We start from the raw sequence: 25,642 nt of genomic DNA on the forward strand, positions 1-25,642 counted from the left end.
TATTATCTCTTTGTTGAATTCGAACAAAACTTCATCAATATCTTGATACTTTTCTTTTAAATTAACCGGTATATAATCCAAATGCGTATCCAATCCAACACAAACATTCCCCTTTTTTTCAACCTCGTTGAATAATCTATCTATTATCAAATTTGACACTCCCCTTTTTGTATTTGATCTCTCCCTTTCTAATTGTTGCTATAACTTCTCCATAAAATTCCATCCCATCAAAAGGTGTATTTTTGCCTTTGGATAAAAATTCGTCTTTATTGATTTTAACCTTTTTTTCTAAATCTACAATAACTACATCTCCATCGTATCCTGTTTCTATTTTTCCTTTTTTAACCCCTAACATTTGTGCTGGTTTTGAAGACATAAGTTGAGATAAGCAATTCAGTGTAATTTCTTCACTTTTTACCAACTTTGTATAACAAACGGGGAAAGCAGTTTCTAACCCTGAGATACCAGGTGCCCCTTTTTCTTTGTCTTCCATAGAATGAGGGGCGTGATCAGTTGCTATAATATCTACAGTTCCATCCTTTATTCCCTTGATTATTTCCAAAACATCTTCTTTTTCTCTTATTGGAGGATTTACTTTGTAATCGTAATTGTATAAGGCTAAGTGGTGGGGGGTAACTTCGCAGGTAAGATTTTGTATCTCTCTTTTCGCCTTTCTTATACCTTCTATTGCCTCTTTCGTACTTACGTGGGCTAAATGAAGCCAAGCACCTGTCAATTTCGCAAGGTATATATCTCTAAAAGTCATCAAGTTTTCGGAAAGTCTCGTGTTTATCGTTACTATTTCATTGTCTTCTTCATGTGCTATGATAGTTAACCCTTTCTCCTTTGCCTTAATCATCGCTAAATACATAGTCAAATTTGATTGAACACCTTTTCCATCATCGGATATGAATTTCACACTATTATCTATATAATCCAAATGTTCTAAAGATTTTCCATCAAAGTTCTTTGTGATAGAAACCGTTTGGTGAATATCGATCAAATTTAACTCCTTAGCTTTGTTCAATACATAATTAACAACTTTCATATCACTGCATATAGGATTGGTATTACCCATCAGATTCACACATGTGTATCCGCCTTTCAACGCAGCTAAACTTCCAGAATGTAAATCTTCTTTATAAGTATAACCAGGATCTCTGAAATGCGCATGCATATCTATAAAGGCGGGCATAACAACCAAACCTTTTGCATCTATAGTATAAGCATCGTAATTCAAATCTTTACCATAATTATCTATCTTTCCATCTTTAATGTACAAATCCCCAAATAAATCTTTTTCTTCATCCACAATCCTACAATTTTTAATTAGAATATTTATTTTAATTCACCCCCCTAGATAGATTCTTTTTTATTCTCTCAATTTTACTATTAATGTGAACTACTCGCCTCTAAAGAGGCAAGCTTTCTAATTCATCGACCGTTGCGAAACACCCTAGAAGGAATCTAAGGATGCTCGTCTCACACAGTCTCCAAAGGCTTAACTTCCCCCAGTTCCTGGGGTAGAGTCCTTTTAAGCAGGGACTAGCTGCAACTCTTTTGACTGTTTGGAAATGTATTTCTGTATTCCAAACTGTCTAATATTGACAGCAGCGTTTATATCTCTATCGTGTTTAGTACCACATTCAGGACATGTCCATTTTCTATCGGAGAGTTCTAAATCTTTGTTCTTATATCCACATACACTACAAGTCTTAGACGAAGGTTCAAACATTCCAATTTCAATTACTTTCTTGCCTAATCTCTCCGCTTTATATTTTAGGAACGTCTTGAATTGGTACCAACTTACATCTGAGATACTCTTTGCCAGTTTATGATTTTTAAGCATGCCTTGTATATTGAGAGTTTCTACAAAGAAAACATTAGCTTGGTTCTCACTAATTTCTTTCGTTAATTTATGTAGAAAATCCTCTCGTGCATTCTTAATTTTCTCGTGTATTTTAGCTACTTTCAAACGATCTTTTTCCCGATTCTTAGAACCTTGTACCTTGTTTGAGAGCTTCTTTTGCACATGCTTTAATTTCTTTTCGTACTTACGCAAAACTTTAGGTGCTTCAACTTTTGTTCCATCAGATAGTACCACGATATCTTTAAGCCCCATATCCATACCAATTGAATTCTCATAGTCTATATCTCTTTCAGGTATAGTTTCATCTGTTTCAAAGAGAATAGAAACGTAGTATTTATTCGTAGTAGTTTTAATAAACGTACAATTCTTAATCTTTGCATTTGGATCGATTTTTCGATGAACTCTTGCTTTGATACCTTCTTTAAACTTTGGTACAAATATAATACCGTATTTATCGTTATCCTCTTTTTCGTACAATTGTATATGTTGAGGTACTCTAAAAGATTGCTTATGTGATTTTTTTTTAAATTTCGGATGTCTACTCAATTTCTTAAAGAATCGTTTATAGCCAGTTTCTAAATCTTTCAAAGATTGTTGCAACGATTGAGAGTTAACATCGTTTAGCCATTTATACTTCTCGGATTTTTTAAGAGTAACAAGAACTTTAGCCCACATGTTGTAATTGGTATACGTTTTAGTATTTTTGTATACATTAGTAGCAAATTCTAAGAATAGGTTGTAAACAAATCGAGTGTGCCCAAAATGTTTATTAAATTTTTCTATTTGCTCATCTGTTGGATATATACGAAACTTGTATGTTTTTAACATCCTAAATTCTCCTTTATTAGATAATTGTATACTATAATTATATCACACAACGAATTAATATAGTCTCTATGCACATTAGATAATATTGAATGTCCGTGAAAAAGATTGGTTAGATCATAATTCGAGTCTTTGAGGGTGTAACCCCCCTCAAACTCCCCAAAAACAAAAATCCCTTTTTTTAAAAGATCTTTATTTGAACAATACTGCAAACAAATGATATCATATCCTTGACTCTTTTTGAAAGGAGACAAGGGAAAAATGGAGGCATTCGATATGGAACTAACCAAAAGGTTGATAGAAAAATATTTGAAATCAAGTAAAAAAGAGAAGTCAGAGATTATTTCGAAGTATAGTGAACTAACAAAAGTAAAAAGAGCTACAGCTGTAAAAAGGTTTGAAAGGTATAAGAAGAGATATCTGTTTCAAGAAAAAGATACTCAAAAGAATTCAAAAAAGAGAAGAGGATCAAAGAAGAAGTATGAACCTATTCATGAAGTGATTTTGTGGAAATGTTGGGGATTAGCTGGATGTGTTTGTGCTGAAAAACTTCATCCTATGTTGGAAGTATACATCGAGGAATTGAAAAAGAATAACAGATTTTCACTGTATGAACTTTCAAAGACAGAAGAAGCAAAGAAGGTATCCTTAGGTACATTGAAAAGAATGGTAAGTAGATTCCCTAAGGTATCCACAAAGAAGCATAAAGGTAATGCGTTCATATATCAAAAGGTACCAATTTCAGCAAACTTTGGAAGACATGCCCTTGAAAAGGTAGGATAACGATAAAACTATACTTAAAGTACTTTTTGAAAAGGTAAAAGGGAATAACAAAGTTAATCTTTCAAGAAGTAGGCCTTACAAGAAAAACGATAACGCTCATGTGGAACAGGGGAACAGCCTCACGGCAAATAAAGAAAGGGGATAAGGTAAGAAAATTGGTAGGGTATTTCAGGTATGAGAGTAAAGAAGAGGTAAGTCTGCTCAACGAGATTTACAGCAAAGCAGACTTACTAGATAACTTCTTCATACCCAACTTTAAACTAAAAAACAAAGTAAAGAACGACAAGGGTAAAACAATAAAAAAAGAATATGAGAAACCTAAGACTCCATACCAACGGTTGCTTGAAAGCAATACTGTTAGCGAAAAAACTAAATCTCAACTAAAGAAAACATACAAAAGTTTAAACATGGTAAAATTAAGAAAAGAAATAAATCTTCTTGTGGATAAATTATACAACATTCAACTGACAAAAAGCAAATCAAGTTCAAAGATATAATTACTATCTAACCATTACCTTATTTCAATGACAATTAATTATGATCTAATACGCGTTTTTTGGCAAAAATACGTATTATACTTAGTACCAGCTTTCATCTCTCCAATAAATTGGAGAGTGTTCCTGCTGGATTCTCATAAATAAATAGAAAAAAAGTAGTGTTAACTTTGCTTGACTTCAAGTTTAACACTACCTTTGGCTTTTATGAAAATAAACCAATTGAAAATCTTTTTATCTCTAACTGTCTATATAAACTCTATCCTCAAATCGCTTTAATCTGGAATCGTTAATACTACAGTCTCTTTTGTTATCTTTTTCCCCGCTACTACTATGAAGAAAAATAAAAATACCCCTGCCCCTAACAGTATCCATAAAAGTATATCGTTGAACTGTTCTGTCACGGGAAACAATGAAGTCAAATAACTGCCACCAAAAATAACTATGACTCCTATTATAGAAAACAAGTTATTGATTATACTTATTCTTCGAATTCTAAAAATTAGATAATACATAATAGAAAGCAACCCAAAACCAAAGACGGAGACGAATATACTTATTTTAAAGAGTGAACTATTAAAAAAGCTTTTCCCTAGGAAAGTAATTGTTATAATATTTGGAATGATGAACATTAATACCAATTCAACTTCCATAACTATCCAACCGACAATAATAGAGCTATACAGATAAGGTTGTATTTCAAAGCCATTCGATAGTAAAAGTTCTATTCTACCTGTTGTTTTTTCTGGTATAACTAAATTGCTGAGCATCATGTAGACTCCTATCGTGTACATACCTATAGCCATGATAATAAACATTCTATTGAAAATAAGCACCGGTACCTCATTAGGTACAGAATTCACAAAACTATAAAGTATAAAAGTTATTATTGCTATCAATAAAATTGCCGGAAAATAGAAGTTAACAAAACTTGTTAATAGCATTCTAAAATTATATTTCATTATTTTCTTCATCTATATGCACCCCCACTTTTTCTAAGAATAACTCTTCCATGTTTTTGTAATTACTTAATATATCACTCTTTAAGTTGTCCAACTCTATTTCTCCTTTTTTCATAAGCATTACCCTGTGAGCTAACTTTTCCACTTCTGCTAAGTCGTGAGAGGTATAGAATATACTTTTTCCTTCTTTGTTGAGTTTAAATATTAACTCCCTCATCTTTATCCTTGAAACAGGATCCAAACCACTCATGGGTTCATCAAGTATGAGAAGTTCTGGATCTTTTAAAAGTCCTAAAACAAAAGAAAACTTCCTTCTTGTTCCTTTTGAATAAGTATGAACCTTTTTTGGTAAGAATTCTGAGATGTCTAAATACTTTGCATAGCTTTCTATTTGAGAATTTGATAGTTTACCTCCGAGATATTCTCTGAATATTTCGATATTTTTCCACCCCGTTTCTTTTTCCCAGAGCAAATCCTTTTCCGAAACGACCCCAATGGTTAAGCCATCTTTCTTGATTATTTGATCCTTTTGATAGTTGTAGATCCCAGTAAGGCATCTTATTGTTGTAGTCTTTCCTGCTCCGTTGGGACCTACCAAAGCCAAAATCTCATTCCCTACAACATCGAAGGTTATACCTTTTAGTATTTTGTTACCACCAAGTTCCTTTGTTAAAGATTTAACAGAGATAAGTATTCCTTTGTTTTTTGACACCATCTACAATTCCCCCCTTTAGATTATTCTTTTAATTAAAGACTAAAATTTCAAATAATCCAACCCCTCATTTTAATCATACGCTTTTCCATATGGTTTTCAAATGTTTTTTTAATTGGCTTCAAATATGTATTGATAAAGTATTACAGAGATCGGTCAAAAAAACTTATGTTAAAATTATTTGCGATGGTTTTTATCGGATATAATGCATTTGTCTTTCTTTTGGGTATTATAAGAGGGTTATGATATAATAAAATTTAGAATAAAATATAGAAGCTTCAAGAGTTCTTAACATTCCAAAGGAAGGGTTTTTGAAGTAAATTTTATTTTATATTTTTGTTGCTATTGGGTAAAGGAAAGAGGGTTGAGAAATGAACATTAAACTACTGGATAAAATTGTGAGTAAAGGACAGTTCATAAGACCTATTTTGAATTATGTTGTCCATTATTTAGAAAGTGATAGATCAGATAAAAATAAAAACATCATCAATTACATAAACGTTTTAAAATTAAAATGGGATGTTAAATACTATGAAGCACTAGAGATAATAGAAGAAGAGTTACAAAAGTTAAAAAAAGGTGGTTTGTATTGTCTAATTTTAGTTGAAAAGATAGATATTTTGGTCAAACTTTCTAGAAATGAAGAAATTAAAGAAGTATTCAATCAATTGAAGGAAGAATTCGAAAAACTTCCTAAGTATTTAAGAGGAATAGTTGTTGAGAATTTAAAGAATGTTCGTGAATTAAATTTTGATGAAAAAGATTTGCAAACCATTAGGATTTGGAGTGAAAGTTATGAAAATGCTCTTACCACCAAAGGCTTCATATTACTATCAAGAGCAAGAGGAAAAAAGAACGAAAAAAGATACGAAGAAGCAGTTTGTTTAAACATCGAAGCATTTAAGATTTTAAAAACCGTTCCACATCCTTCTGGTATGGTGCAAGCTTTAAACAATATATCTTGGTGGTTGAAAGATGCAAACAAAGAAAAGGCTTTAGATTTTACCTTTCCATTGGGATTCTATCTTGGTTACTATTTCGATGAAGATAATTTAAAAGTTTTCAATTCCCTCGATACTATATTTCAAGTACAGAAGAATAACAACGACCCTTTGGTTTATGAGACCGCCTTTATCTTTTCAAAGTGTTTATCTCAACTAAACAAATCTGAAAGTGAATCGATAAAAAATACTTTTAAAGATATCATTAACCAATTAAAGTACTTTGTATTCAATTTGGATAACAACCAACATAGAAGTACACCAAAACTAAGAGATTTCATAAGGAAAGAGATAGGAAAAGAAAAGATACCCATAGACTCAATGAACGTTTCTGAAAAAACGTTGAAAGAGTTTTTATCTGCAAAGACAAAGTACATTCAACCAAATACCTTGAGAAACATATTAGATGCTCTTGAGTTTAAAATCAACACATCCACACCTATATGTATAATCAAAGAATTGAAAAAGAAGGATATAGATAAAAAGTTTGAGATAAACCTTGAAAAGTTTAAGAACTTTCCAAAAGAAAGACAAATATCAGAGCTCTTTACCTCTTACCTTGCTCATTACTACAAAGAAGAGATTGATCTAAAAAAGATAATTAAAGAGATAGAAGATGACAGTTTAATTGAAGAAAGATGCGATTACTACACGAAAGAGTTAATAAACTCTATCTTTGAAAGAAATCCAAAGATAAATTTTGATTCTTTACTAACAAACGTTCAAGAACTAAAAATCTACACAAACAAAAATATAACCTTCAAAGAACATCCTTTTTATTTGGGAAGGAAAGAAGTTGTAAAAAGGTTTGTGAGGGACTTGAATAAAAAGAATTTAAAAGAGTTCATTGGAAATTACATTGGTCTTGATATAAGACAAAAAAAGACAGTAGAAAAATTCATAATGAATTATGGTAGGTACTACGATTTGAAGGATATACCAAAAGAATTCACACCGAAAGTACCAAAAGAGATTGATCCATTCGTGAAAAAATACACGTTGAAGAGAAAACCTTCTTCTGTTTCTTTTTATGTGTTTGAAGGGGAAGAAAGAGGAGAGTTTGTAGAAATTATCGGCAATTTTTAATTGAAAAACGCCCATGTTGGGGCGCCTTTTTTGATTCTATCATTAGTTTTGCGATTAATTTTGCAAATTTAGTTTTATCTTTAATTTCTAATCCTTCAAATAACAAAGATCGGCTGTTTAGAAAAGAATTTTTTATTTTTTGAAAATTTCTTCTACCAGCTGCTCTTTTGTGATTTTTAAATATTCTGAGACATCTCTTAATATGTTATTTAACGTACCTATTTTTAGAAATTTATGATCAGGTATGGTTATGTTATGCGAATACCCCATATATTCGGAATTCAATCTTAAATGGTTTCCTGTCTTTCTTAAAATTTTATAATTATATTTTCCAAGTAGATCTGCTAATTCTTTCCCTGAGATATTTCTGGGAACTTTAGACATATTTGAATGTCTCTTCTTTTACAATATGCAATCTTATAATATCGGGAACATCTTCTTCTTTATCAAAGTGACATTTTATAGCATCTTTAATATTTTCTTTAAGCTCATCTAAGGTCGATCCTTCTGTAAAGATTGATTCTCCCAAAGCCCTAGCGTTATATCCGCTTTCTGGATCTTCTTCTACTATAAATATTATTTCTTTGACTTTCATCAAATTCATCCCCTTTTATTTTCTAGTAATATTATATCATATAGGGACAAATTGTCAGAAAACTGCGCATTAGATAATATTAAATGTCCGTCAAGTAGAAAAAATGAAATATGAACAAATGATTAAATAATCTAGTATCATGTAAGAAAGCACAAATAAGTGTCCAACTTGATAAAGTGAGAGCCAGTTTTCTGTTTTTCTTTATTGCCCTTGGTAAACTTAATTTAACTCCAGCTTAATTACCCACTATTTTCGTGATAGAACCAATAATTTTAAAGTTCTTATCTTTCACTACAACCATTTTAATAATTATGAAACCCCAACCAAGCATTTACCCTACTTCTTCTACAATGTTTACAACCGTCCCATCTTTTGATTTGTTTAAAAAGCACTTGTTACATGCAATTTTCATACTTCCTAATTTCATTATATACTTTTCCATATGATTTTCCACTATTTTTTTAATTGGCTTCAAATATACACCGATAAAGTATTACAGAGAGATCCTTCTGCTGTTTCTTTTTATGTGTTTGAAGGGGAAGAAAGAGGAGAGTTTGTAGAAATTATCTGCAATTTTTAATTGAAAAACGCCCTTTTCGGACGTCTTTTTGAAAATTATTTTAATATTTCTTTAAGATCTTCTATGGTTATTTCTAACAAGTTGTCTCCTATGTAATCTATCGTTTTTTCATCCGCTTTTCTTATTTTATCTTTTAAATCTTCGGTTAATTGGTTACCAAATCTTTTGCTTAATATTCTAATTGCAAAATCTTTTTCACCCTCTAATCTAGCTTTTTCTCTGTCTCTTTTTGCTATCTCTTCTAATGTGTCAAACATTTTTGGCACCTCCATTTCTTCTAGCTCTTTGTACCTGGTTTGTTAGATCCATTGGCGATGCCTATTTATAGTATGTCTGATCTTTTTATGGAGAAGTCTTTGCCTATTAGTTCAGTTTGTTCACGTTTTAAATCTGTTTCTCTTTTATTTGTTTTGTGATCTCTTTTGGTAGAAAGGCTTTTAGAAAGTCATAGAATACGGTTCTGTCTTCAAATAATTCTTTGAATATGGAATCTTTTATTGGATTAGACATAAGCTTCTCCTTTTTGGTTTATTTTTTTGCTTGTTCAACTTAATTATATACCTATAAAAATACTTCCGATTTTTATTTTCAAATGATCTTCTAAACTTTTTAATAAGTTATAGCTTTTGTTTTGATGCCTCACTATTTTTTCTAATATCTATATCCAACCATATCATGCCATTTCCTTCACCCTCATATTCAGGGAAAACACCCCTTAAGCTAAAACCTACTCGCTTATAGAAATTTATTGCTCCTAAATTCCACAGCCCCGTTTGAACACATACATACCTCATACTCAATTCTTGGGCCCTCTTCAGAACATGATGTATGAGTAACCTTCCTATCCCTTGTTTTCGATAATTTTCTTCTACAGCTAAATAGTCAATCATTGCAACTTTATCCCAAAATGGATAAGAAAGTGATATAAAACCGATAACTTTTTTATTTATTGTTGCTACATAAATATCTCCTGAATAATTTTGTATTTCCTCTTGTACTTCTTTTCTAGAGCGGGTCGCATTAACGTAACTATCCAATAAGAATATCCAATCAAAGTCTTTTTCCATTTCAAAATCACGTATGTTTATATTTTTTTGCATACAACTTCCCCCTGGTGTAATTCACATGCCTAACTGCCACATTATATAAGAATACATATCCACATTCCATTCCGTGAATTTCCACATTGGCATCCCTGCTCCGTGCCCTATATCTTTTATCATGTAAAATAAAATCGGTCCTTTACTTTTACATATCTGCTGCATTTTAGCACACATTTTAAGGGTATGTATGGGAGAGACCCTTTTGTCATTCTCACTTGTCCTGAAAAGAATCGAAGGGTATGTTTTGTTTGAATTAACATTGTGATAAGGAGAATATTCCTTTAGATAATTAAAATCTTCATGTTTGTCGGGGTTACCGTATTCTGGGATCCAAATATGAGCTATTCCAAACTTATGGTATCTCAACATATCCAAAAGACCTACATCACATACTACCGCTTTAAACAAATCAGGTCGTTGTGTAAGAACAGCGCCTACAAGAAGCCCACCATTCTTCCCCAAATTCGTTTCCCCCTCTTATGCCAGCTTCAGCATATATCCCACCTTTATCTAAAAATGGTATTATCTCACCCATATAAGAAGGAGAGAGCCCCAAGTTGAAACCACCATAACCACTCAGAAGAGTAGGTGTATTACCATCTATAACCAATTCAGTTTTATATAGGATGTACATCGGGATTTTTGCGCCATCTTTGGAAGGATAGAATAAAAACTCCAAATTGTAATCTTTTGGATTGATAAAGATATTAGACGTGTATAAAGTTTTTTCTTTTTTGGATTCAAGATCAAATTTGTGGTAGGATACAGGATAAAAGAAGGATGAAAAGGAATAAATAATTTCTGATTTTGAAGATTCAATCGTCCAAAAGGATGACGTTCCTTTTTCCGGAAGTTCGATTTCGTACATAAAAGCTCCTTGAAGATCGTAAATGAGTAATCGGGTGTATGTGTTATCTTTAACTTTTAGTATGATCTTCCCTGCAGCAAAATCAACTTTTTCAAGTACCCAGTCTGATTCTGGTATTATTTGTTGGGCTTTTTTTATATCCGCTTCAGAAAGTTTACCCTTAAGAAGACGGTATTTTGGCGCATCAAGGTTTGTGAGTATATACAAATAATCACCGTAGACTGTTGGAATAAACTGAGCAGAATAACCAACAGCAATGGGTTTCAAACCATCTTCAAGTATGTAAAGGTCGTTTTCACTCCATGTTTTATCTACTGATATGAATATATGCTCTCCATCAGGGGATGCAGAAACACTTACTATCCCTTCAATATCTTTACCGTAAATATATTTATCCTTTTTCCAAGACTCGCCGAGTTTGTGAAAATAAACAATGGGAGCAAATCTTTCTCCTTCGTTTCTAGTGTAAAAGAAACCCGACTCAGCTTTTACCCAAGCTACACTTGCCCACTTTGTTTTAGGTATAACATCTAAGACTTTTCCTGTATCCACTTCTTGTACGTAAAGCGTAGAACTTTCACTTCCCCCAGAGGATCTGCCATAGGCGATTAAATTCCCACTGGGAGATGTTTCAAACCAATCAACGGCTTCGATACCTTTTTCGCTCCATTTGTTGGGGTCTAATACTACCTTTGATCCTTCAGGGTCAAATTCACCTTGACTGTATAGGAGAATGGGTTGGTTGAGATTTCCACCGGATTTATAGAAAAAATATTTATCCCCCGCAACAGAACACAAAGAATATTTAATTTCATCTTGCATCCTGCGAAATTCCTTTTGCAAGTAATCTCTATAAGGTAAGGAGTCAAGAATTGCCCTTGTTAATTTGTTTTCTTCATCAATCCATTTTATAACCGTAGGATGATTCAAATCTTCCATCCATCTATAAGGATCTTCTATTTTTTCACCAAATACTACTTCTTCAAATTTTTCTTGAATGGCTTTCGGATAGTTGAACTCCTGACCCTTTTCATTCCTTAAAAAATCTGCCATTTTTTGTCCCCCTTTTCAAAAATAATCTAGTTACTTTTTTAAACCTTCTAATCTTTTTCAAATGTTGTTTTTTTCACATAAAGTAAATACTTCAATCAAACATTTACTCTACTTCTTACACAACATTTGCAACCTCTGTGTGGCGCATTAAATCATATTAGACGTCTATGAAAAAGATTGGTTAGCTCAGAGACATAAATACATTCCAACCAATTCCTTATTTGAATGACAATTAATTATAGACTAGTACGCAAGTTTCTAATTTTTCTACCTTCACTTTTTGAAAGAGATCCAAATGATTTATCCCATCTTCTTTCGTCCGATCTCGTTAGCACTTGATAGATAGCTTTCAATTATTCCTTTGAAAGTATCATCTCCGGACATAAGCTCACTAAAGCTACCTGTCGCTGCAACCGTTCCATTTTTTAACACAAATACCCTATTTGCAAGACTAATAACATTTGGTTTATGGGAAATAATAATCCCAGAACGTGTAGATAAATAATCTTCAAGTTTTTCAAGTAAAACACTTTCGTTTATGGTATCTAGATTAGTAAGTGGTTCGTCAACCACCACTACATCTTTTTCAGCGTAAAATAACCTTGCAAGTTGTATCCGTTGTTTTTCACCGCCCGAAACAAAACTACCTCCTTCTCCTAAAAGTCTTCCTTTTAAATGATCCAATTTAAGATCATCGATTACTTTTTCCAATCGTTCCTCGTCTAACTTTCTTCCCATAACGATATTGCTTTCAAGCGTTTCATTGAAAATTCCAACAGTTTGAGAGTAATATCCAACATATTTGAACACTGCCAGGGGGTAGGTCCCTTTTAATTCATTACCTAGGATTCTTACTTTTCCTTCATAGTTTTGCTCTAATCCAAGTAGTATATTGAGTAAAGTGGATTTTCCTTCTCCTGATAAACCTACAATAGCAATTGTTTCCCCATGCTGAACGTTTAAGGAAATTTTTTTTAGAAATGTTTTATCAGGTTCAAAACCAAAACTGACATCTTTCAGACTATATACGGGAGCCTTTGGAACCGGAAATATTTCATGCTTCGTGTAATTCTTTTGTGCATGTTCTGCTTCGTCGAAATAATTAAGGATGGTATCAAGATTTGCAGAAACACGTACTGCAATTCGGGCCAATTCCCTAAATAGGTATAAAGGTTCCGTCACAAAGGAAAAATATGTCCACAATGCCCATATTGTTCCAACGGTCATACGTCCATTAATTACTAAAAAACTTCCATATACCAAGATTATTAGACGAGAAAAATAATCTGGCAGATCAACCATCAATTTATCAAACCTTGATCTTGGTATTTCTGCTTCCACCACTGAGTCTGTAATCTTTTGGTATATTCTTTCATATTCATTTTCACGTTTTGATTTTGCTTCTCCAGCAAAAATTTCATGGAGATTTTCGAAAGTTTCAACTATGAAATTCGTTGCTTGTCTCATTAATTCATACCCTCGGGAGTAAGGGCGATGGCTTACTCGATCAATAATATTTGTGTATAGACCTACAATTGCCACATTCACCACATACAAGAAGAAAAAGAATTTACTCCAAGCGAAAACCATTACCAAAATTAGTACCATTCGTATAAGCACAAAAATGTTGCGAATAAAACCATAATCAAGAACGACAAAAGCTTCGTTAAGTTGATTATTAATCAAAGAGGCATAGTATGCCGAACCTTGTTGCTTAAGTTTTTTCCAAGGGAAAAAGAAAGAGAGTTTGAAAATACGATTTGATAGATCCGCGGCAGCTTTGAATTTTTCACGTAAATAAATTTGGTCGCCAATGTAGGTTAAGATAAACGAGGCAGTGTATAAGATCGCTAAAAGATAAATGGAGTTCCATTCCATTTGCATATTTATTGTTAACCCGTCTATGATGTTTCTTACCAGCAACGGAATGAAAAAACCGAATACAACTGATGATGTTGCAAGAAAGCCACCAATCAATATTGGTATAAGCCTTCGTTTCCCAATCAAAGAATAAAAAGATATTATCTTACGCAAGTTTGTTAAATTCATTTCTCCTCCTTTATAAGTGGAAATCAATGTTTAAAGGAAAAGAGGGACACTACTCCCTTAGCTAGGTAAATTTAACTCGAGATTAATTAACCTCTATTTTCGGGAAAAAAATCAGGCTCGCTTTTTCTTAATCTAAAACTGCATCTGGATTTTTTTCTTCTAGGTTCATTACTACTTTATTAAATAGCATTAAAACACAAACGACAATTAAAGTCAAACCAGATAGAATGAACATAAGTCCTGTCCCCCTGTTTTTCCCAACACCTATTAAAGAGCCAATCCACGTATTCGCTAATGTGCCTCCATCTATAAGAAGTGGATTGAATACTTTTTCTGCCAAAACACCTGACAATACAATTGCAACTGGGGTTATAATTTTCAAAAGCCCATCTATCACAGCGCCCACTCTTCCCAAAACGTTACCCTCAATTTTTAGCTGCATTATGGTACCCAATGTAGCATTTGTGAATGGAACAGGCAACATGAATATGAAAAATCCCACACCAATTATATACCAAAGAGGCGATACACCCATCACACACAAACCTATACCTGATAGTATGAGCCCAATAAATATCACTTTTACCCTATTTTTAATAGTTGGTATAACACTTGCAACTAACCCTCCTAAAACTAATGCTATTCCCGATATGGAATTTACCATCCCATAAATTACGGAATTATAATTACCCATTATTATTGGGCCAACAAGTACTATGCACAAATTAGCTATGAAATTTAACAGGGCGAATACAGCTATGAGTGAGAAAAAACCTTGTTTTCCTTTTAAATATGTGAGGGTATATTTAAAATCATTGATTATATTACCCATATTCACCCTTTTATCTTCGATAACAGGCTGTGGGATTTTTTGTGATAGGACTGTTCCTATTGCTACAAAGAATGTTATAAAATCGATTGTTAATAAACCTGATAAATCAATTAAAGGGTATAGAGCTCCTGCTACTACAGGTGCTATTATATTTTGAATGGATGGGATTAATTGCATCATTCCGTTTGCCCTACCGAGGTTTTTCTTAGGAACAATTTCCGGGATAGAGGCATTGAATGCAGGACCTTGAAACGTCCCAAATATTGCAGATATGAAGTTAATTGGGAAAATCATCCATAGTTTCATTTGCCCCGTTATAAGCAATATGATCATAAACATTTTTAAAAGTGCGTCAAATGCGTCTGTGAATATAATTATATTTTTCCTGTTTTTCCTATCAGCAAATGTTCCTGCGATCGGTGCAAAGATTATCCCTGGCAAAATCCGCATTAAAACAGTCATAGTAAAAGTCATTGCACTTCCAGTTGTTTCTAAAACCCAGACAGATAACCCAAAAGTTGTCAAACCAGAGCCTAAAATAGAGACAAATTGCCCTATCCAAATTATCATAAATTTTTTCATAGATTTTTCTGGATTTGACTTATTTTGATTCATCCCTTTTAACCTCCCGATAATACCTTATGAAAACAAGTATTAATCTAACTATTTTGATTTCTCGACATTCTGCACTCCTTCTCTCACAGTTCTTATTGCAGTACCGATTTTGATTAATAGTGTAATTGTAATAATGCTTCCTATAAGGGCTAATAACCAATTGTAGCGAAAACCTATCTGATCTGCGATATAACCACTTACCAAAGGAATAATGAAACCAAACAAGGATCCAGCAGCACCAATCGCTGAAATATAAGATGCTCTCCTCTCACTTGGAATAAGATCATGAACCCATACTGAACTAGCACTCATATCTATGCCCAATCCCAATTCGATTAAACAGGCTCCTATGTAGAAAGCTACAATTGAAGTGTGAGAAGCGATTGTAATAGAACCTATTGCAATTAAACCTTGCCCCATTATTGATACTTTCACACCTTCAAAACGCTTTAGAAGTATGCCTGCTAAACTATTTCCGACTGCTAAAACTACAAGAAAAATGGCCATTGTGAAACCTAAGTATGCGGTAGACAATTTAAGCTCTTTAACCATATATAATTGCCATATCATTACAAAGGTCTGGAATGCGATTCTTCCTGTCATAGAGCGAATCAAAATTAATCTCATCGTGGTACTTTTAAAAATATCAATTGTGTTTCGAACAAGGGCTTTCCTAAATGAAATTGCCCTATCTCCGTAATTTTCATTTAAAATAAAAATAAGAATGATGGATGTTCCAAGTCCCATTATACCAGCAACCAATAAGGGAAAATCCGGACGACCAATTGCAAGAAGAGAGGACAATAAAGCCACAATGGCACCGAATATTAGTGAAATTGCATTTGCATTAGGAAACACTTTCGCTTTTAAATGCGATCGACCCTCTTTAGTAATTTCATCTACAAACCAAGCTCCTGGAGTACCACTAATCAACGATACCCCGACTGCCCACAATAAAATACTCAAGATAAAAGTGAATAGATTACTTGCTTGGAAAAATACCAGTAAACCGATGGACCATATGAAAAATCCTAACACTAACGATCTTTTCCGACCGTATTTATCTGCAATGTTTCCAGTTGGGTAGTCAAATATACTTAATGCTATTGAAGAAATCGCTAATACCTGTCCGATTTGAAATGAAGTTAATCCCCTTATACCCATATGAGCAACATAGACAGTCCCAAATAATTTATCAATACCCTCATAAAGCATAATAATAAAATAATATTTCATTATTGTAGAGTCAAGTTTGATTGATTTACCAAAACGCCACATAGATCTTATCCTCCGGTTTTTATAAGATTACTGCCTTTAAAAACTCTAAAACTTAATATCTGTTCCCTTTGCCTCCGTTCATCACAGCATTTTCTTTTTCTTATTCAACCATCAGTTTTTTACCAAAGATATCTACGAAGTAGATGATTCCTAACATAGCCATTAATCCCAGAAATATCAAAATAAGATTTTGCCATTCTTCTAAAATAATTAACTTTTCCCACAGATTTCCATTTATTCCCACAAAAATTAAGAATAAAAATAAAAGGATTCTAACTATGAATGGGTTATCAAACACGAGAAGCCCTATTCCAACCAAACCACTAAGTACCGCCGACCAAATCGGAAAGGTTATCAATACCGTTAAAAGTATTTCAAAATTAGGAATTACTCCCATAGAAAAAATGTTTGTTATATATTGCACAATAATTCCCCATAACATGAATACCTGAGTGAACAATAATACTGCCAACACTTTCCCCAAGAATATTTCTTTTATATCTAAAGGTGATGCCAAAAGGTATGAGATGTTTTTATTTTCCTTCTCTCGTTGAAAGCTGATCCAACCAAATGAATAAGGCACGCAAAAAGTAACTATAAAAGAGGAGATAAGAATAGGGTTAAATTTATTTGAACTATCCATATTAAACGTTATTACAAAGACTGTAATAACCGTCAAAAGAGAAAAAAATTGAAATCGTTTCCTTATGAACATTCGTAACTCTTTTTTAATTAGGGCTTTCATCATTCTTCGTCCTCCTTTACGATATAAGTATATATATCCTCAAGCGTGACTTTCTCTTCTTCCACCCTTTCGACATCTATTCCTTTATTCACGAGATATCGAACTACTGATGATGGACTTATTTTATCTCCGGAGAGTATCAACTCTTTTTCTCCTATTACATTCACTTCAGAATTCTTTGAAATCTCATTTACTATATCCTTGGGAATTTTATTACTTGCCTTTATTGTTACACCCATTCTAACTCCCAAAGCCTCTTTCAATTCTTCCATATTTCCAGATACAACTATTTGCCCTTTCCTCAAAAGTATTATCCTTGAACATATTCTTTCTATATCGAAAAGATCATGAGAGGTTATTAAAAGCGTTTTTTCTTTATCATGTAAGCTTTTTAAAAATTCTACCATGTTTTTCCTGGCTACAGGATCAAGATTGGACGTGGGTTCATCCATTAAAACAATTGAAGGATCATGCAAAAATGCTCTTGATATAGCTAACTTTTGCTTCATACCTGCGGAAAGTTCCTTAACCAAACTTCCCTTATTTTCATAAAGTCCCCATTGATTTAGTAATGCCTCCCCTCGTATTTGGGAAACCTCATATAATTCACTCCAGAACTTTATATTTTCATCAACAGTTAAATCATCATAAAGACCAGGTCCGTCCAAAATGAAACCTATCTTTTTTCTTTCGCTCTTGGTCATCTTATCAGTATCTACCCCTAAAATTTTTGAAACCCCTTCAGTTGGTTTTAAAAGTCCTAATATTATATTTATCAGGGTAGTTTTTCCTGCACCGTTTGGCCCAATCAATCCTACAACTTCTCCCGCCTTTATTGAAATATTTATATTTTTCAAAGCTTCTACCCCGTTTTTATAAACCTTTCGAATATCTTTTAATATAATTGTTTCCATAAATCTATTCCCCCCTTCCAAATATTATTTCTTTTTGAACAATTCTATAAATGCATTATAATTTTTTTTATCTTTCATTCTGAGCATCTTTCACATACTGCTTCTTAAATAATTCTCTGTAACTTTCATTCTTTTGGTATAATTCTATGTGTGAACCCGAATCCACTATAGTACCGTTTGCCATAAAATATATCTTATCTGCTTTTGTTATTGTTGAAAGACGATGAGAAACCAATATTATCGCCATATCTTTTTCCTTTTCCTTCAGCCTTTCAAATATTAATTCTTCGGTGTGTGAATCCATTGCAGAAGTAGCTTCATCCAACAACAGCACCTTAGGCGGATGTAATAATGTTCGAGCTAAATTGACTCTTTGCTTTTGCCCACTGGATAAAAGCAAACAATTTTTATTAAGAGACTCTGAAAATTCTGTTAGTTGTGTGATTTCTAAAATCTTATTTATTGTACTTTTTTCAACTTTTTCACCTAATAAGATATTCTCTTCTATGCTTGCATTGAATATAAAAGGAGAACTTTCTACATATTTTATATTTCTTCGTAAATCTGAAAGATCATATTGTGAAAGTTTTAATTTGTTCAGTAATATTTCTCCTCTTTGCGGTTTATATAGCTCGGTTAATAATAAAAGTAAAGTGCTTTTCCCTGTTCCAGTTGATCCAACAATGGCTATCTTTTCACCTTCGCTGATTTGCAAATTTATATTTTTTAATATATAATTATTTCCTTCATATGAGAAGAAAACGTCGTGGAAATCAATTGTAAATTCTTTTGGAAAGGGCATCCCTTTACGTACTTTTTCCTCTTCTTGGTTTAGTAAAGTTTTAATTCTATCTATTGATGGGAAAGCGGCAGGTGTGGTAGTAAAGAGAAAAGCTAAGTTCCATACTGGGACATATAGCCTTCCAACGAATGTGAAAAAGGCGATCAGCTTTGGAATATCTACTAAACCCCTCATTGATAAAATTGCACCTATACACAAAATAATAATAGGTAAACCTTCTTCAATATACATAGTTATACTATTATATAGTTTTTCATAAAAACTTTTGTTTTTCATAGAGTTATTCCAATTGCGGATCTTGTTTTGAAAAAGATGGTAAAAATAGGTAGTTTTTTCCAATAACCTTATGATAATTGCTGAATTTATCCCTTCTTCTATTGATTTCACAACATTATCGTTTGCCTCTCGTTCTAACAAAGACATACTTTCCATCTTTGGTTTGAACTGCTTTTGACATAATAAGTATACGGGTAGGGAACAAACAAATATTATGGCCAAATAAGTATTTAATTTAAAGGCAACATAACATCCTACCGAAAATTCAGCTATTGCCTGAAAAACAGATGTAAAAAAAAGCGCTTCTTCTCCAACTATGTCTATATCAGAGGTGAATCGTGCCATCAATTCACCTGATGGCTTCCTTTTATGGTACGAGGCAGGTAATTTTAGAACCTTTAGATATAATTTCTCACGCAAGCTCCCTTTCACTAACAGTTTCAAAATGTCTCCTTGATAATCACTTAAAAACCAAATAAAACGTGTGAAGGAATAAATAACAAGAATCAGTAAAGCTGTAATTAAGGCACTTTTCATCCCTTGCCCATCGTTTATTGTTGTAATTTCTTGCATCAAGTTTTCGATTAAAAATGGAGTCACGGCTACTAGTGGTATTGATGAGAAAATCAGTATGAAATTTATGAATAACTCTTTTTTAAAACGAGAGATCTCTTTCCAAAGAAAATACAACGCGTTTTTATATTTCATTAAAGTCCCTCCATTTGATGAGGAAAGTTTATAAAAATTTGCAACAATTTTTAATTGAAAAACCCCCATTTAGGGCGCCTTTTTGAAAATTTTTTTACTAATACTTTTAGTTCTTCTAATGAGTTTAGGGTCCTTCACTATACTCTGTAACCCGCCAATTTTGTTATTTTATGTATCCTTCTTTTTTTAAGAAATACTGTGATAAATTTAGTATTCTTTTATCCTTCATTAGGTCTTTGAAGAATTGGTCGTATTCTGGTTCGCTTTTGTACCATTTGTGTATTAAGTCTAAAAAACCGATATCTTCTTTTTCCTGCTTTATATACAACCTTGCGTAACCGTATCTGTTCCAAATATTTATCTGGACCATGTAATCATAAGATAAGGATTCTATGATCCCTTTTAGGGTTTCTTTGTCTTTTTGTATGGCTTCTTTTTCTTTTTCTAAAATCGAGAGAAGGAATAACAAGAATCCTTCTCCCAGTTCATCAATTATTACTTCATTTTTTTTAGATGTTTCTTCATCAAAATCATAGAAATCTTCGTCTTTTTGAAGTGCGTAACCAGGTATTATTTCAAAGGTTTTTAAGATTTTTAGTACTTGCACTATTTCCTTTTTGTCTTTCACTTCTTTTCTGAATCTAAGGATGTTTTCTCTCTCGTAAGTTTCAAATTTGAGTTTGTCTAAAACTTCAAGTTGGTTGTCGGTGAGTGCTTCTAAATAGTAACCTAAGTACAGTCTAATCAAGATTCGATTCTCCTACAGTCTGAATATTTTCAACTGTTCCGAGAGCTCTTCTGATAAAGTAGAGAGTTCTTGAGAGTTCTTTTCAATCTTCTTTGCGTCTTCTTTTTGAGTGTTAATTGAATTGGTTACCTCACTCAAACTTTCGCTAATAGAGGTTATCGATTGTGCCACTCTGTCCATGGCTGAACTCATTTCTTCGGTGCTTGCGCTTTGTTCTTGAGAAGTTGCTGTTAAGTTGTCTATTCCACTGTTTAAATTTTTTACCATATTTAAAATTTGTTGGAATTTGCTGTTTATACCGTTCATTTGTTCATTGAGGTTTTGTATTATTCCTACGGTTTCGTTTGTGCTGTCATTTACAACATTGGTACTATTTTTAATACCTTCGAGCATTTTTTCAATTTGTGAAGTTGCATTTTTGGAATCTTCCGCCAAACTTCTTATTTCATCTGCTACAACTGCGAATCCTTTTCCTGCTTCCCCTGCTCTTGCTGCCTCTATAGCGGCGTTCAAGGCTAGAAGGTTTGTCTGCTCTGTTATAGAATTTATCGTATTAACGATCTTGCCGATGTTTTCAGATCTTTCTATTAGGGCTTTTACCACATTCTGCGTTTTTTTGGATTTATCTACAGCCTCTTTTATCGTTTTATCTATCGATTTTATAGATTCAAGTCCTTCGTTAGCAGCGTTTTCTGTTTCTGAAGCAGCAGTGTTGAGCTCTTGAGCTGATTTAGAAACATTTTGAGCGGCTGCAGATATTTCCTGAATGCCTGAGGTAACCTCTTCAACGGAGGCGGAAGTATCTTCAGCGTTTTCACTGATTTCAGCAGCCTTTTCTGAAAGAGTTTCTGAAGATTGAGAACTATTTTTAGAAATGTTGAGTAATTCCATAGCAGAACTATCGATCTTTAAAGAGTCTTCTCTTATTGAGTTTATAGAGTTTTTCCAGGCATCTATAGCTTGATTTAAAGAATCTGCCATTTGTCCAATTTCATCTTTAGAGTTTATTTCTACGGAAGTTGATAAATTACCTTCTCCTACCTCTGAAAGATACGTCTTCAGTTTATTCATCGGTTTTATAATGTAGTAAATAACAAATAAAATACCTACTATTACGGCAACTACGGCTATTATTATGAAGAGTATAAGAGTGAACATCGTGGTAGATCTTACTTCACTGAATAAATTTTTAGTATCCGCTTGAGTAATAACCGTCCAATTCGGATCGCTAATTTTATTATAAGCTAAGAATGTTGATCCATTTTGAACATACATGGAACCACTTTTTTGAGTTAAATTTTTAAAGTATTCTTCTTGTGAAATGTCTTGACCAATTGTATCACTTTCAGGATGAAAGATAACCTGACCTTTTTGGTTTATTACATAAATAGTTTCTCCAGTTCCTAACTCATTACCAATAATTTCATAAACCTTAGACATAGAAAGATCTATCCCAACTACTCCAACGATTTCATTTTTATCATTTTTTATAGCCTTTGAAAAGGTAACTAAGGTATCTCCTGTTACTACATCTACGTAAGGATCTGATACAATAACTTCTTGTTGTTTTTGAAGTGCGTCTTTGTACCATGGCCTGATTCTTGGGTCAAAATCATCTGGTATTTTGTTTTCAGATTCTACAGGTCTCATAAAGGTATTCCCACTTTTTGAACTCACATACACAGCTATGAATTCAGGGTATCCTTCAATGAAATTTTGGAGCTTTTGATACATTTTATCTCTTTCTTCTTGCGATTGTTCGAGCAAATTGATGACATCGGGATCACTAGCGATTGAAGAAGTTACTTTTTTGAGATCATTTATGTACTGATCAATAAAATTGGCTGTTTGGGAATTGTTAACTTCGATTAATTGAGAAGTGTCTTCTTTTAATATCTTACTATAATTCAATGAAGAATATGTGATAAAAAACGCCATAGGGACAACGGATACCAAGATGATTAAGACTGCCATTTTCCACTTGAGAGTCATATTATTTCCCCCTGCATTTATTTTTTTATGTTGCCTTTAGAATTTTATAGCGCCCTTTCACCTCGCGCCCCACCCTGAAGGATAATGGAGTGTTTGCGCTTTCACCTCGCAACTCGACTATAAGGATAATTAGACGCCCAAATGAGCTTTTTCTACCAACAAGTTTTTCAACTTTTTCCCCAAAGTTTCATAGGAAAAGTATTTTTTCCCAAGTTCAAAATTCTTTTGAACAATCTTTGAAGCCCTTTGGGTATCAAATAGAATTTTAAAAATTTCTTCTTTTGCCTTAATAATTTCGTTTTGGTTGACTCTGTACCTACCTCTTTCATATTCAGCTTTACTTCCTAGACTGACAACCTCAAAGCCTAAGGGGGCTATGTCTTTTTTGTAAACCGGATATTCAAACATCAACACAGGCTTTTTTGAGAATATCGCCTCTAAAAATTGATTACCAAAACCCTCTAAAATGCTTGGATAGGTTATAAAATCGGCTATTGCGTAAAAATCCCATAGAGAAAAAATCTCTTCCTCTTCGTGCCTGATGTCATCGGAAATGGAAAAAGCTAATTTTAGTTCTACATCTTTTTGTGAGGCGTATTCTTTCAACACTTCTACATAATCAGATTCTTCCGATAAACCAGGTAAAACCAAAAATACGTTCGTGTCTTGCGTTATTTTTTTACCGTTGAATGTTGTTTTTTCAATATACTTTTTTAAATCCTTTTTTACTTCTGCTACCGTGTCGATCGCCAATTCAATAGCTTTTCTTCTGACTATTCTAGTTGCTTGTAAAAATATCAGATCGTTCTGAGATATGTTCAACTTGTCGTATATTTTTATGTTGTAATCGTCTATTTCCCACTGCTTTTGATTAAAATCGAATACGTTAGGTATGACGACACTATCCAACCCTTTTTTATTTTTTAACTCTTCTTGTGCGAGCGAATTTATAACCACGTTGGGTATATCTCTTGGAGGAAAATATTCTTCCAAGATCTCTTTGATGTAATCGTTGGTCGGATTTTTGTAAAAATCTCTTTCCCAATAAAAATCATGGTGGTGACCTATCATTTTAATCCCGTTATCTTTACAGAACCTGTAAACAGCCACGGCTGCTGCAGGATTGTGGGCTAATGAAAAGATGTTATTCACAATCATTACATCCAAATCCATCATTTCGTATAGTTGATTGTAAATATCTTCTACGTATTTATTTATCTCCTTTTTAAAATAAGCCTCGTCCCAGCTGTTTAAATTTACAAAAGCTTTTTGTTTCAGTACGTTACTTCTTTTGTCCGTATATGCAATGTATGGGATTTTGAATCCAGGTGACGTCCCCATATCTCCGGCGATTAAATACGTTTTTAAATGCATGTTTCTAAGAACTTGCTTCCATTTAACCATTTCTAAGGAAACACCGTCTGTTTCTCCTACCCTGTAGTGTACTAAACCAATCTCCATTGGATTCACACCCTCCATACTTCTTTTTATTCAGAAGAAGCGGAATTTCCTGCTAAGTATCCAGTAGACCAGGACCATTGCAAATTGTATCCGCCACTTTCTCCAGCTACATCCATAATCTCACCTGCAAAAAATAAATCAGGTATAATTGTAGACTCTAAAGTATAAGGGTCTATTTCAGTTGTATTAATTCCACCTAAAGAAACCTGAGAATCTTTCCAACTTGTTGTACCTACAACTTCGAAATTCCAGTCTTTTAAGTTATCGGCCAGCATTTCTATATCTTTATCATCCAAACTGTTAACAGGTGCTTCCAAATTTTCAAATCCTATCTTTGGTAAAAAATATGGAATCAATCGTTCCTCGATAATACTTACCAGTAGCAGTTTTATAGGTCTTTCGGGCTTTGATCTAATCTTCTTGACTAAAAAATCCACTAAACTTCGGTGTGAATATTGAGGAAAGGGTACAATTTTTAGAAAAAGAGGAGTGTTTTGTTCTAGATACTCATGAACATAATTACTGAGTTCTAATATTGGTATACCAGAAAGGACGTCATCTTCTTTGAAAAGTATTTCACCAGTATAAATTTTAGAAACAATTTCACCGTTTTGATCTATTAGGAATATATTTCCTTCTAACTTGGAACCTGCCACATCTTTATCGATATGCGGTCTCACTTTCAAAGGGACTAACCCTGGACGTAATTCAACAATAGAATGTCCCAAATCTTGGAGAGTAGGAAATATAATACCGTTGGATCCGTATTGAGGAGAGGAGTTTCCACCTGTTGCCACTATTACTTTATCCGATTGAAATACCCTGTGTTGGCCTTTTATGAGAAATTTTTCTCTATCTTTAATTATTTGGTTGACTTGGAAGTTAAGTACAACTTCAACATTGTGCTTTTCTAATTCATAGATAAAATTAGTAACGATATCTTTTGATTTTTCTGTGTAAGGAAAAAGTTTTGTACCCTTTTCTTTTACCATTATTCCTAATCCTTCAAAAACACTAAGCGTTTGTACAACACCAAAAATATCAAGTACTTTTTTCACAAAAGGCAAATTGTTGCTGTAGTAATGAGTTTCTTTCGTATCCAAATTCGAGAAGTTCCCTCTTCCGTTGCTGCTTGCCAAGAGTTTTTTAGCTAATTTGCCTTTTCTTTCAATTATTCTTACTTTTGCACCGTTCCATGCTGCAACTGTTGCAGCCATTAATCCAGCAGCTCCTCCACCGATCACGGTAATCAACATAACACATTTCCCTCTTTTAGACAATTAACTTGGT

Annotated in this window: 24 protein-coding genes and 1 pseudogene; 3 read left to right on the forward strand and 22 right to left on the reverse strand. The window is 33.1% G+C overall.

The features are described from left to right. From AA81_RS14755 to AA81_RS04590, 3 genes and pseudogenes are all read right to left on the reverse strand, one after another. Window positions 1-150, reverse strand: a pseudogene (locus AA81_RS14755) (orotidine-5'-phosphate decarboxylase); the annotation flags it as partial. Beyond that, on the reverse strand, window positions 137-1,342 hold the full coding sequence (locus AA81_RS04585; protein ID WP_103898345.1) for a dihydroorotase: 1,206 nt from the start codon (window positions 1,340-1,342) through the stop codon (window positions 137-139). The gene AA81_RS04585 and the pseudogene AA81_RS14755, both read right to left, overlap by 14 nt. 192 nt (window positions 1,343-1,534) lie before the next feature. Beyond that, window positions 1,535-2,698 (reverse strand): RNA-guided endonuclease TnpB family protein, encoded by a 1,164-nt coding sequence (locus AA81_RS04590; RefSeq protein WP_103898346.1) that lies wholly within the window; start codon window positions 2,696-2,698, stop codon window positions 1,535-1,537. Window positions 2,699-2,971: 273 nt separating this feature from the next. Between AA81_RS04590 and AA81_RS04595 the strand changes: the two genes are divergently transcribed. Then, window positions 2,972-3,478, forward strand: coding sequence for a hypothetical protein (locus tag AA81_RS04595; RefSeq protein ID WP_146050345.1), 507 nt, complete (start codon window positions 2,972-2,974; stop codon window positions 3,476-3,478). Between the two features lie 155 nt (window positions 3,479-3,633). Continuing rightward, the gene (locus AA81_RS04600; RefSeq protein WP_146050346.1) at window positions 3,634-3,975 is read left to right on the forward strand and encodes a hypothetical protein; all 342 of its coding nucleotides are present in this window, start codon (window positions 3,634-3,636) and stop codon (window positions 3,973-3,975) included. Between the two features lie 272 nt (window positions 3,976-4,247). Here the strand turns inward: AA81_RS04600 and AA81_RS04605 are convergent, their stop codons facing one another. Together AA81_RS04605 and AA81_RS04610 are read right to left on the reverse strand one after the other, a co-directional pair. Next, entirely contained in the window at window positions 4,248-4,946 is a 699-nt protein-coding gene (locus AA81_RS04605) for a hypothetical protein (protein ID WP_103898349.1), read from the reverse strand. Then, window positions 4,924-5,649: an ABC transporter ATP-binding protein gene (locus tag AA81_RS04610; RefSeq protein WP_103898350.1), complete on the reverse strand. Its 726-nt coding sequence runs from the start codon at window positions 5,647-5,649 to the stop codon at window positions 4,924-4,926. Before AA81_RS04610 ends, AA81_RS04605 begins: the two co-directional genes overlap by 23 nt. A 368-nt stretch (window positions 5,650-6,017) precedes the next feature. Here AA81_RS04610 and AA81_RS04615 point away from each other — a divergent pair, with 368 nt between their 5' ends. Next, window positions 6,018-7,733, forward strand: a complete 1,716-nt coding sequence (locus AA81_RS04615) for a hypothetical protein (RefSeq protein ID WP_103898351.1) — start codon at window positions 6,018-6,020, stop codon at window positions 7,731-7,733. Between the two features lie 132 nt (window positions 7,734-7,865). Here AA81_RS04615 and AA81_RS04620 read toward each other — a convergent pair whose 3' ends face one another. The 17 genes from AA81_RS04620 to AA81_RS04695 form a co-directional block, all read right to left on the reverse strand. Beyond that, window positions 7,866-8,117, reverse strand: a complete 252-nt coding sequence (locus AA81_RS04620; protein ID WP_103898352.1) for a type II toxin-antitoxin system HicA family toxin — start codon at window positions 8,115-8,117, stop codon at window positions 7,866-7,868. Continuing rightward, complete coding sequence (locus tag AA81_RS04625; protein WP_103898353.1) at window positions 8,110-8,328, reverse strand: type II toxin-antitoxin system HicB family antitoxin; 219 nt, start codon at window positions 8,326-8,328, stop codon at window positions 8,110-8,112. The genes AA81_RS04620 and AA81_RS04625 overlap by 8 nt, the downstream gene beginning before the upstream one ends. Window positions 8,329-8,943: 615 nt before the next feature. Next, complete coding sequence (locus AA81_RS14535; protein WP_245863461.1) at window positions 8,944-9,165, reverse strand: DUF4351 domain-containing protein; 222 nt, start codon at window positions 9,163-9,165, stop codon at window positions 8,944-8,946. Window positions 9,166-9,292: 127 nt separating this feature from the next. Further along, complete coding sequence (locus tag AA81_RS14685) at window positions 9,293-9,418, reverse strand: hypothetical protein (RefSeq protein WP_281256289.1); 126 nt, start codon at window positions 9,416-9,418, stop codon at window positions 9,293-9,295. A gap of 107 nt (window positions 9,419-9,525) precedes the next feature. Then, entirely contained in the window at window positions 9,526-10,008 is a 483-nt protein-coding gene (locus AA81_RS04635) for a GNAT family N-acetyltransferase (protein WP_103898354.1), read from the reverse strand. Between the two features lie 21 nt (window positions 10,009-10,029). Further along, entirely contained in the window at window positions 10,030-10,473 is a 444-nt protein-coding gene (locus tag AA81_RS04640) for a prolyl oligopeptidase family serine peptidase (protein WP_103898355.1), read from the reverse strand. Next, window positions 10,421-11,932 (reverse strand): prolyl oligopeptidase family protein, encoded by a 1,512-nt coding sequence (locus tag AA81_RS04645; RefSeq protein ID WP_103898356.1) that lies wholly within the window; start codon window positions 11,930-11,932, stop codon window positions 10,421-10,423. Before AA81_RS04645 ends, AA81_RS04640 begins: the two co-directional genes overlap by 53 nt. Window positions 11,933-12,232: 300 nt before the next feature. Continuing rightward, on the reverse strand, window positions 12,233-13,981 hold the full coding sequence (locus tag AA81_RS04650; protein WP_103898357.1) for an ATP-binding cassette domain-containing protein: 1,749 nt from the start codon (window positions 13,979-13,981) through the stop codon (window positions 12,233-12,235). A 127-nt stretch (window positions 13,982-14,108) separates the two neighbouring features. Then, window positions 14,109-15,428 carry an MFS transporter gene (locus AA81_RS04655; protein ID WP_103898358.1) on the reverse strand — a complete coding sequence of 440 codons (1,320 nt, stop codon included), beginning with the start codon at window positions 15,426-15,428 and terminating at the stop codon, window positions 14,109-14,111. Window positions 15,429-15,476: 48 nt separating this feature from the next. Beyond that, on the reverse strand, window positions 15,477-16,706 hold the full coding sequence (locus AA81_RS04660) for an MFS transporter (RefSeq protein WP_103898359.1): 1,230 nt from the start codon (window positions 16,704-16,706) through the stop codon (window positions 15,477-15,479). Window positions 16,707-16,806: 100 nt separating this feature from the next. Further along, entirely contained in the window at window positions 16,807-17,454 is a 648-nt protein-coding gene (locus AA81_RS04665) for a hypothetical protein (protein WP_103898360.1), read from the reverse strand. Continuing rightward, window positions 17,451-18,365 (reverse strand): ABC transporter ATP-binding protein, encoded by a 915-nt coding sequence (locus AA81_RS04670; RefSeq protein ID WP_103898361.1) that lies wholly within the window; start codon window positions 18,363-18,365, stop codon window positions 17,451-17,453. The genes AA81_RS04665 and AA81_RS04670 overlap by 4 nt, the downstream gene beginning before the upstream one ends. 67 nt (window positions 18,366-18,432) lie before the next feature. Beyond that, entirely contained in the window at window positions 18,433-20,151 is a 1,719-nt protein-coding gene (locus AA81_RS04675) for an ABC transporter ATP-binding protein (RefSeq protein WP_103898362.1), read from the reverse strand. 163 nt (window positions 20,152-20,314) lie between these two features. Then, a complete protein-coding gene (locus tag AA81_RS04680) occupies window positions 20,315-20,899 on the reverse strand; it encodes a hypothetical protein (RefSeq protein WP_103898363.1) in 585 nt (194 codons plus the stop codon). 12 nt (window positions 20,900-20,911) lie between these two features. Then, entirely contained in the window at window positions 20,912-22,891 is a 1,980-nt protein-coding gene (locus AA81_RS04685) for a methyl-accepting chemotaxis protein (RefSeq protein WP_103898364.1), read from the reverse strand. 129 nt (window positions 22,892-23,020) lie between these two features. Beyond that, complete coding sequence (locus AA81_RS04690; protein WP_169999614.1) at window positions 23,021-24,352, reverse strand: glycosyltransferase family 4 protein; 1,332 nt, start codon at window positions 24,350-24,352, stop codon at window positions 23,021-23,023. A 26-nt stretch (window positions 24,353-24,378) separates the two neighbouring features. Next, window positions 24,379-25,608 carry a BaiN/RdsA family NAD(P)/FAD-dependent oxidoreductase gene (locus tag AA81_RS04695; RefSeq protein WP_103079130.1) on the reverse strand — a complete coding sequence of 410 codons (1,230 nt, stop codon included), beginning with the start codon at window positions 25,606-25,608 and terminating at the stop codon, window positions 24,379-24,381. Window positions 25,609-25,642 lie beyond the last annotated feature (34 nt).

It is taken from the genome of Petrotoga halophila DSM 16923 (assembly GCF_002924615.1).

What these genes read in the sequence shown, in the direction of transcription:
- AA81_RS04690 (WP_169999614.1), bottom strand. Translation starts at nt 24,352, where the DNA reads ATGGAGATTGGTTTAGTACACTACAGGGTAGGAGAAACAGACGGTGTT.
- AA81_RS04635 (WP_103898354.1), bottom strand. Translation starts at nt 10,008, where the DNA reads ATGCAAAAAAATATAAACATACGTGATTTTGAAATGGAAAAAGACTTT.
- AA81_RS04645 (WP_103898356.1), bottom strand. Translation starts at nt 11,932, where the DNA reads ATGGCAGATTTTTTAAGGAATGAAAAGGGTCAGGAGTTCAACTATCCG.
- AA81_RS04610 (WP_103898350.1), bottom strand. Translation starts at nt 5,649, where the DNA reads ATGGTGTCAAAAAACAAAGGAATACTTATCTCTGTTAAATCTTTAACA.
- AA81_RS04615 (WP_103898351.1), top strand. Translation starts at nt 6,018, where the DNA reads ATGAACATTAAACTACTGGATAAAATTGTGAGTAAAGGACAGTTCATA.
- AA81_RS04670 (WP_103898361.1), bottom strand. Translation starts at nt 18,365, where the DNA reads ATGGAAACAATTATATTAAAAGATATTCGAAAGGTTTATAAAAACGGG.
- AA81_RS04590 (WP_103898346.1), bottom strand. Translation starts at nt 2,698, where the DNA reads ATGTTAAAAACATACAAGTTTCGTATATATCCAACAGATGAGCAAATA.
- AA81_RS04620 (WP_103898352.1), bottom strand. Translation starts at nt 8,117, where the DNA reads ATGTCTAAAGTTCCCAGAAATATCTCAGGGAAAGAATTAGCAGATCTA.
- AA81_RS14685 (WP_281256289.1), bottom strand. Translation starts at nt 9,418, where the DNA reads ATGTCTAATCCAATAAAAGATTCCATATTCAAAGAATTATTTGAAGAC.
- AA81_RS04685 (WP_103898364.1), bottom strand. Translation starts at nt 22,891, where the DNA reads ATGACTCTCAAGTGGAAAATGGCAGTCTTAATCATCTTGGTATCCGTT.
- AA81_RS04675 (WP_103898362.1), bottom strand. Translation starts at nt 20,151, where the DNA reads ATGAAATATAAAAACGCGTTGTATTTTCTTTGGAAAGAGATCTCTCGT.
- AA81_RS04660 (WP_103898359.1), bottom strand. Translation starts at nt 16,706, where the DNA reads ATGTGGCGTTTTGGTAAATCAATCAAACTTGACTCTACAATAATGAAA.
- AA81_RS04625 (WP_103898353.1), bottom strand. Translation starts at nt 8,328, where the DNA reads ATGAAAGTCAAAGAAATAATATTTATAGTAGAAGAAGATCCAGAAAGC.
- AA81_RS04665 (WP_103898360.1), bottom strand. Translation starts at nt 17,454, where the DNA reads ATGATGAAAGCCCTAATTAAAAAAGAGTTACGAATGTTCATAAGGAAA.
- AA81_RS14535 (WP_245863461.1), bottom strand. Translation starts at nt 9,165, where the DNA reads ATGTTTGACACATTAGAAGAGATAGCAAAAAGAGACAGAGAAAAAGCT.
- AA81_RS04695 (WP_103079130.1), bottom strand. Translation starts at nt 25,608, where the DNA reads ATGTTGATTACCGTGATCGGTGGAGGAGCTGCTGGATTAATGGCTGCA.
- AA81_RS04605 (WP_103898349.1), bottom strand. Translation starts at nt 4,946, where the DNA reads ATGAAGAAAATAATGAAATATAATTTTAGAATGCTATTAACAAGTTTT.
- AA81_RS04595 (WP_146050345.1), top strand. Translation starts at nt 2,972, where the DNA reads ATGGAACTAACCAAAAGGTTGATAGAAAAATATTTGAAATCAAGTAAA.
- AA81_RS04650 (WP_103898357.1), bottom strand. Translation starts at nt 13,981, where the DNA reads ATGAATTTAACAAACTTGCGTAAGATAATATCTTTTTATTCTTTGATT.
- AA81_RS04655 (WP_103898358.1), bottom strand. Translation starts at nt 15,428, where the DNA reads ATGAATCAAAATAAGTCAAATCCAGAAAAATCTATGAAAAAATTTATG.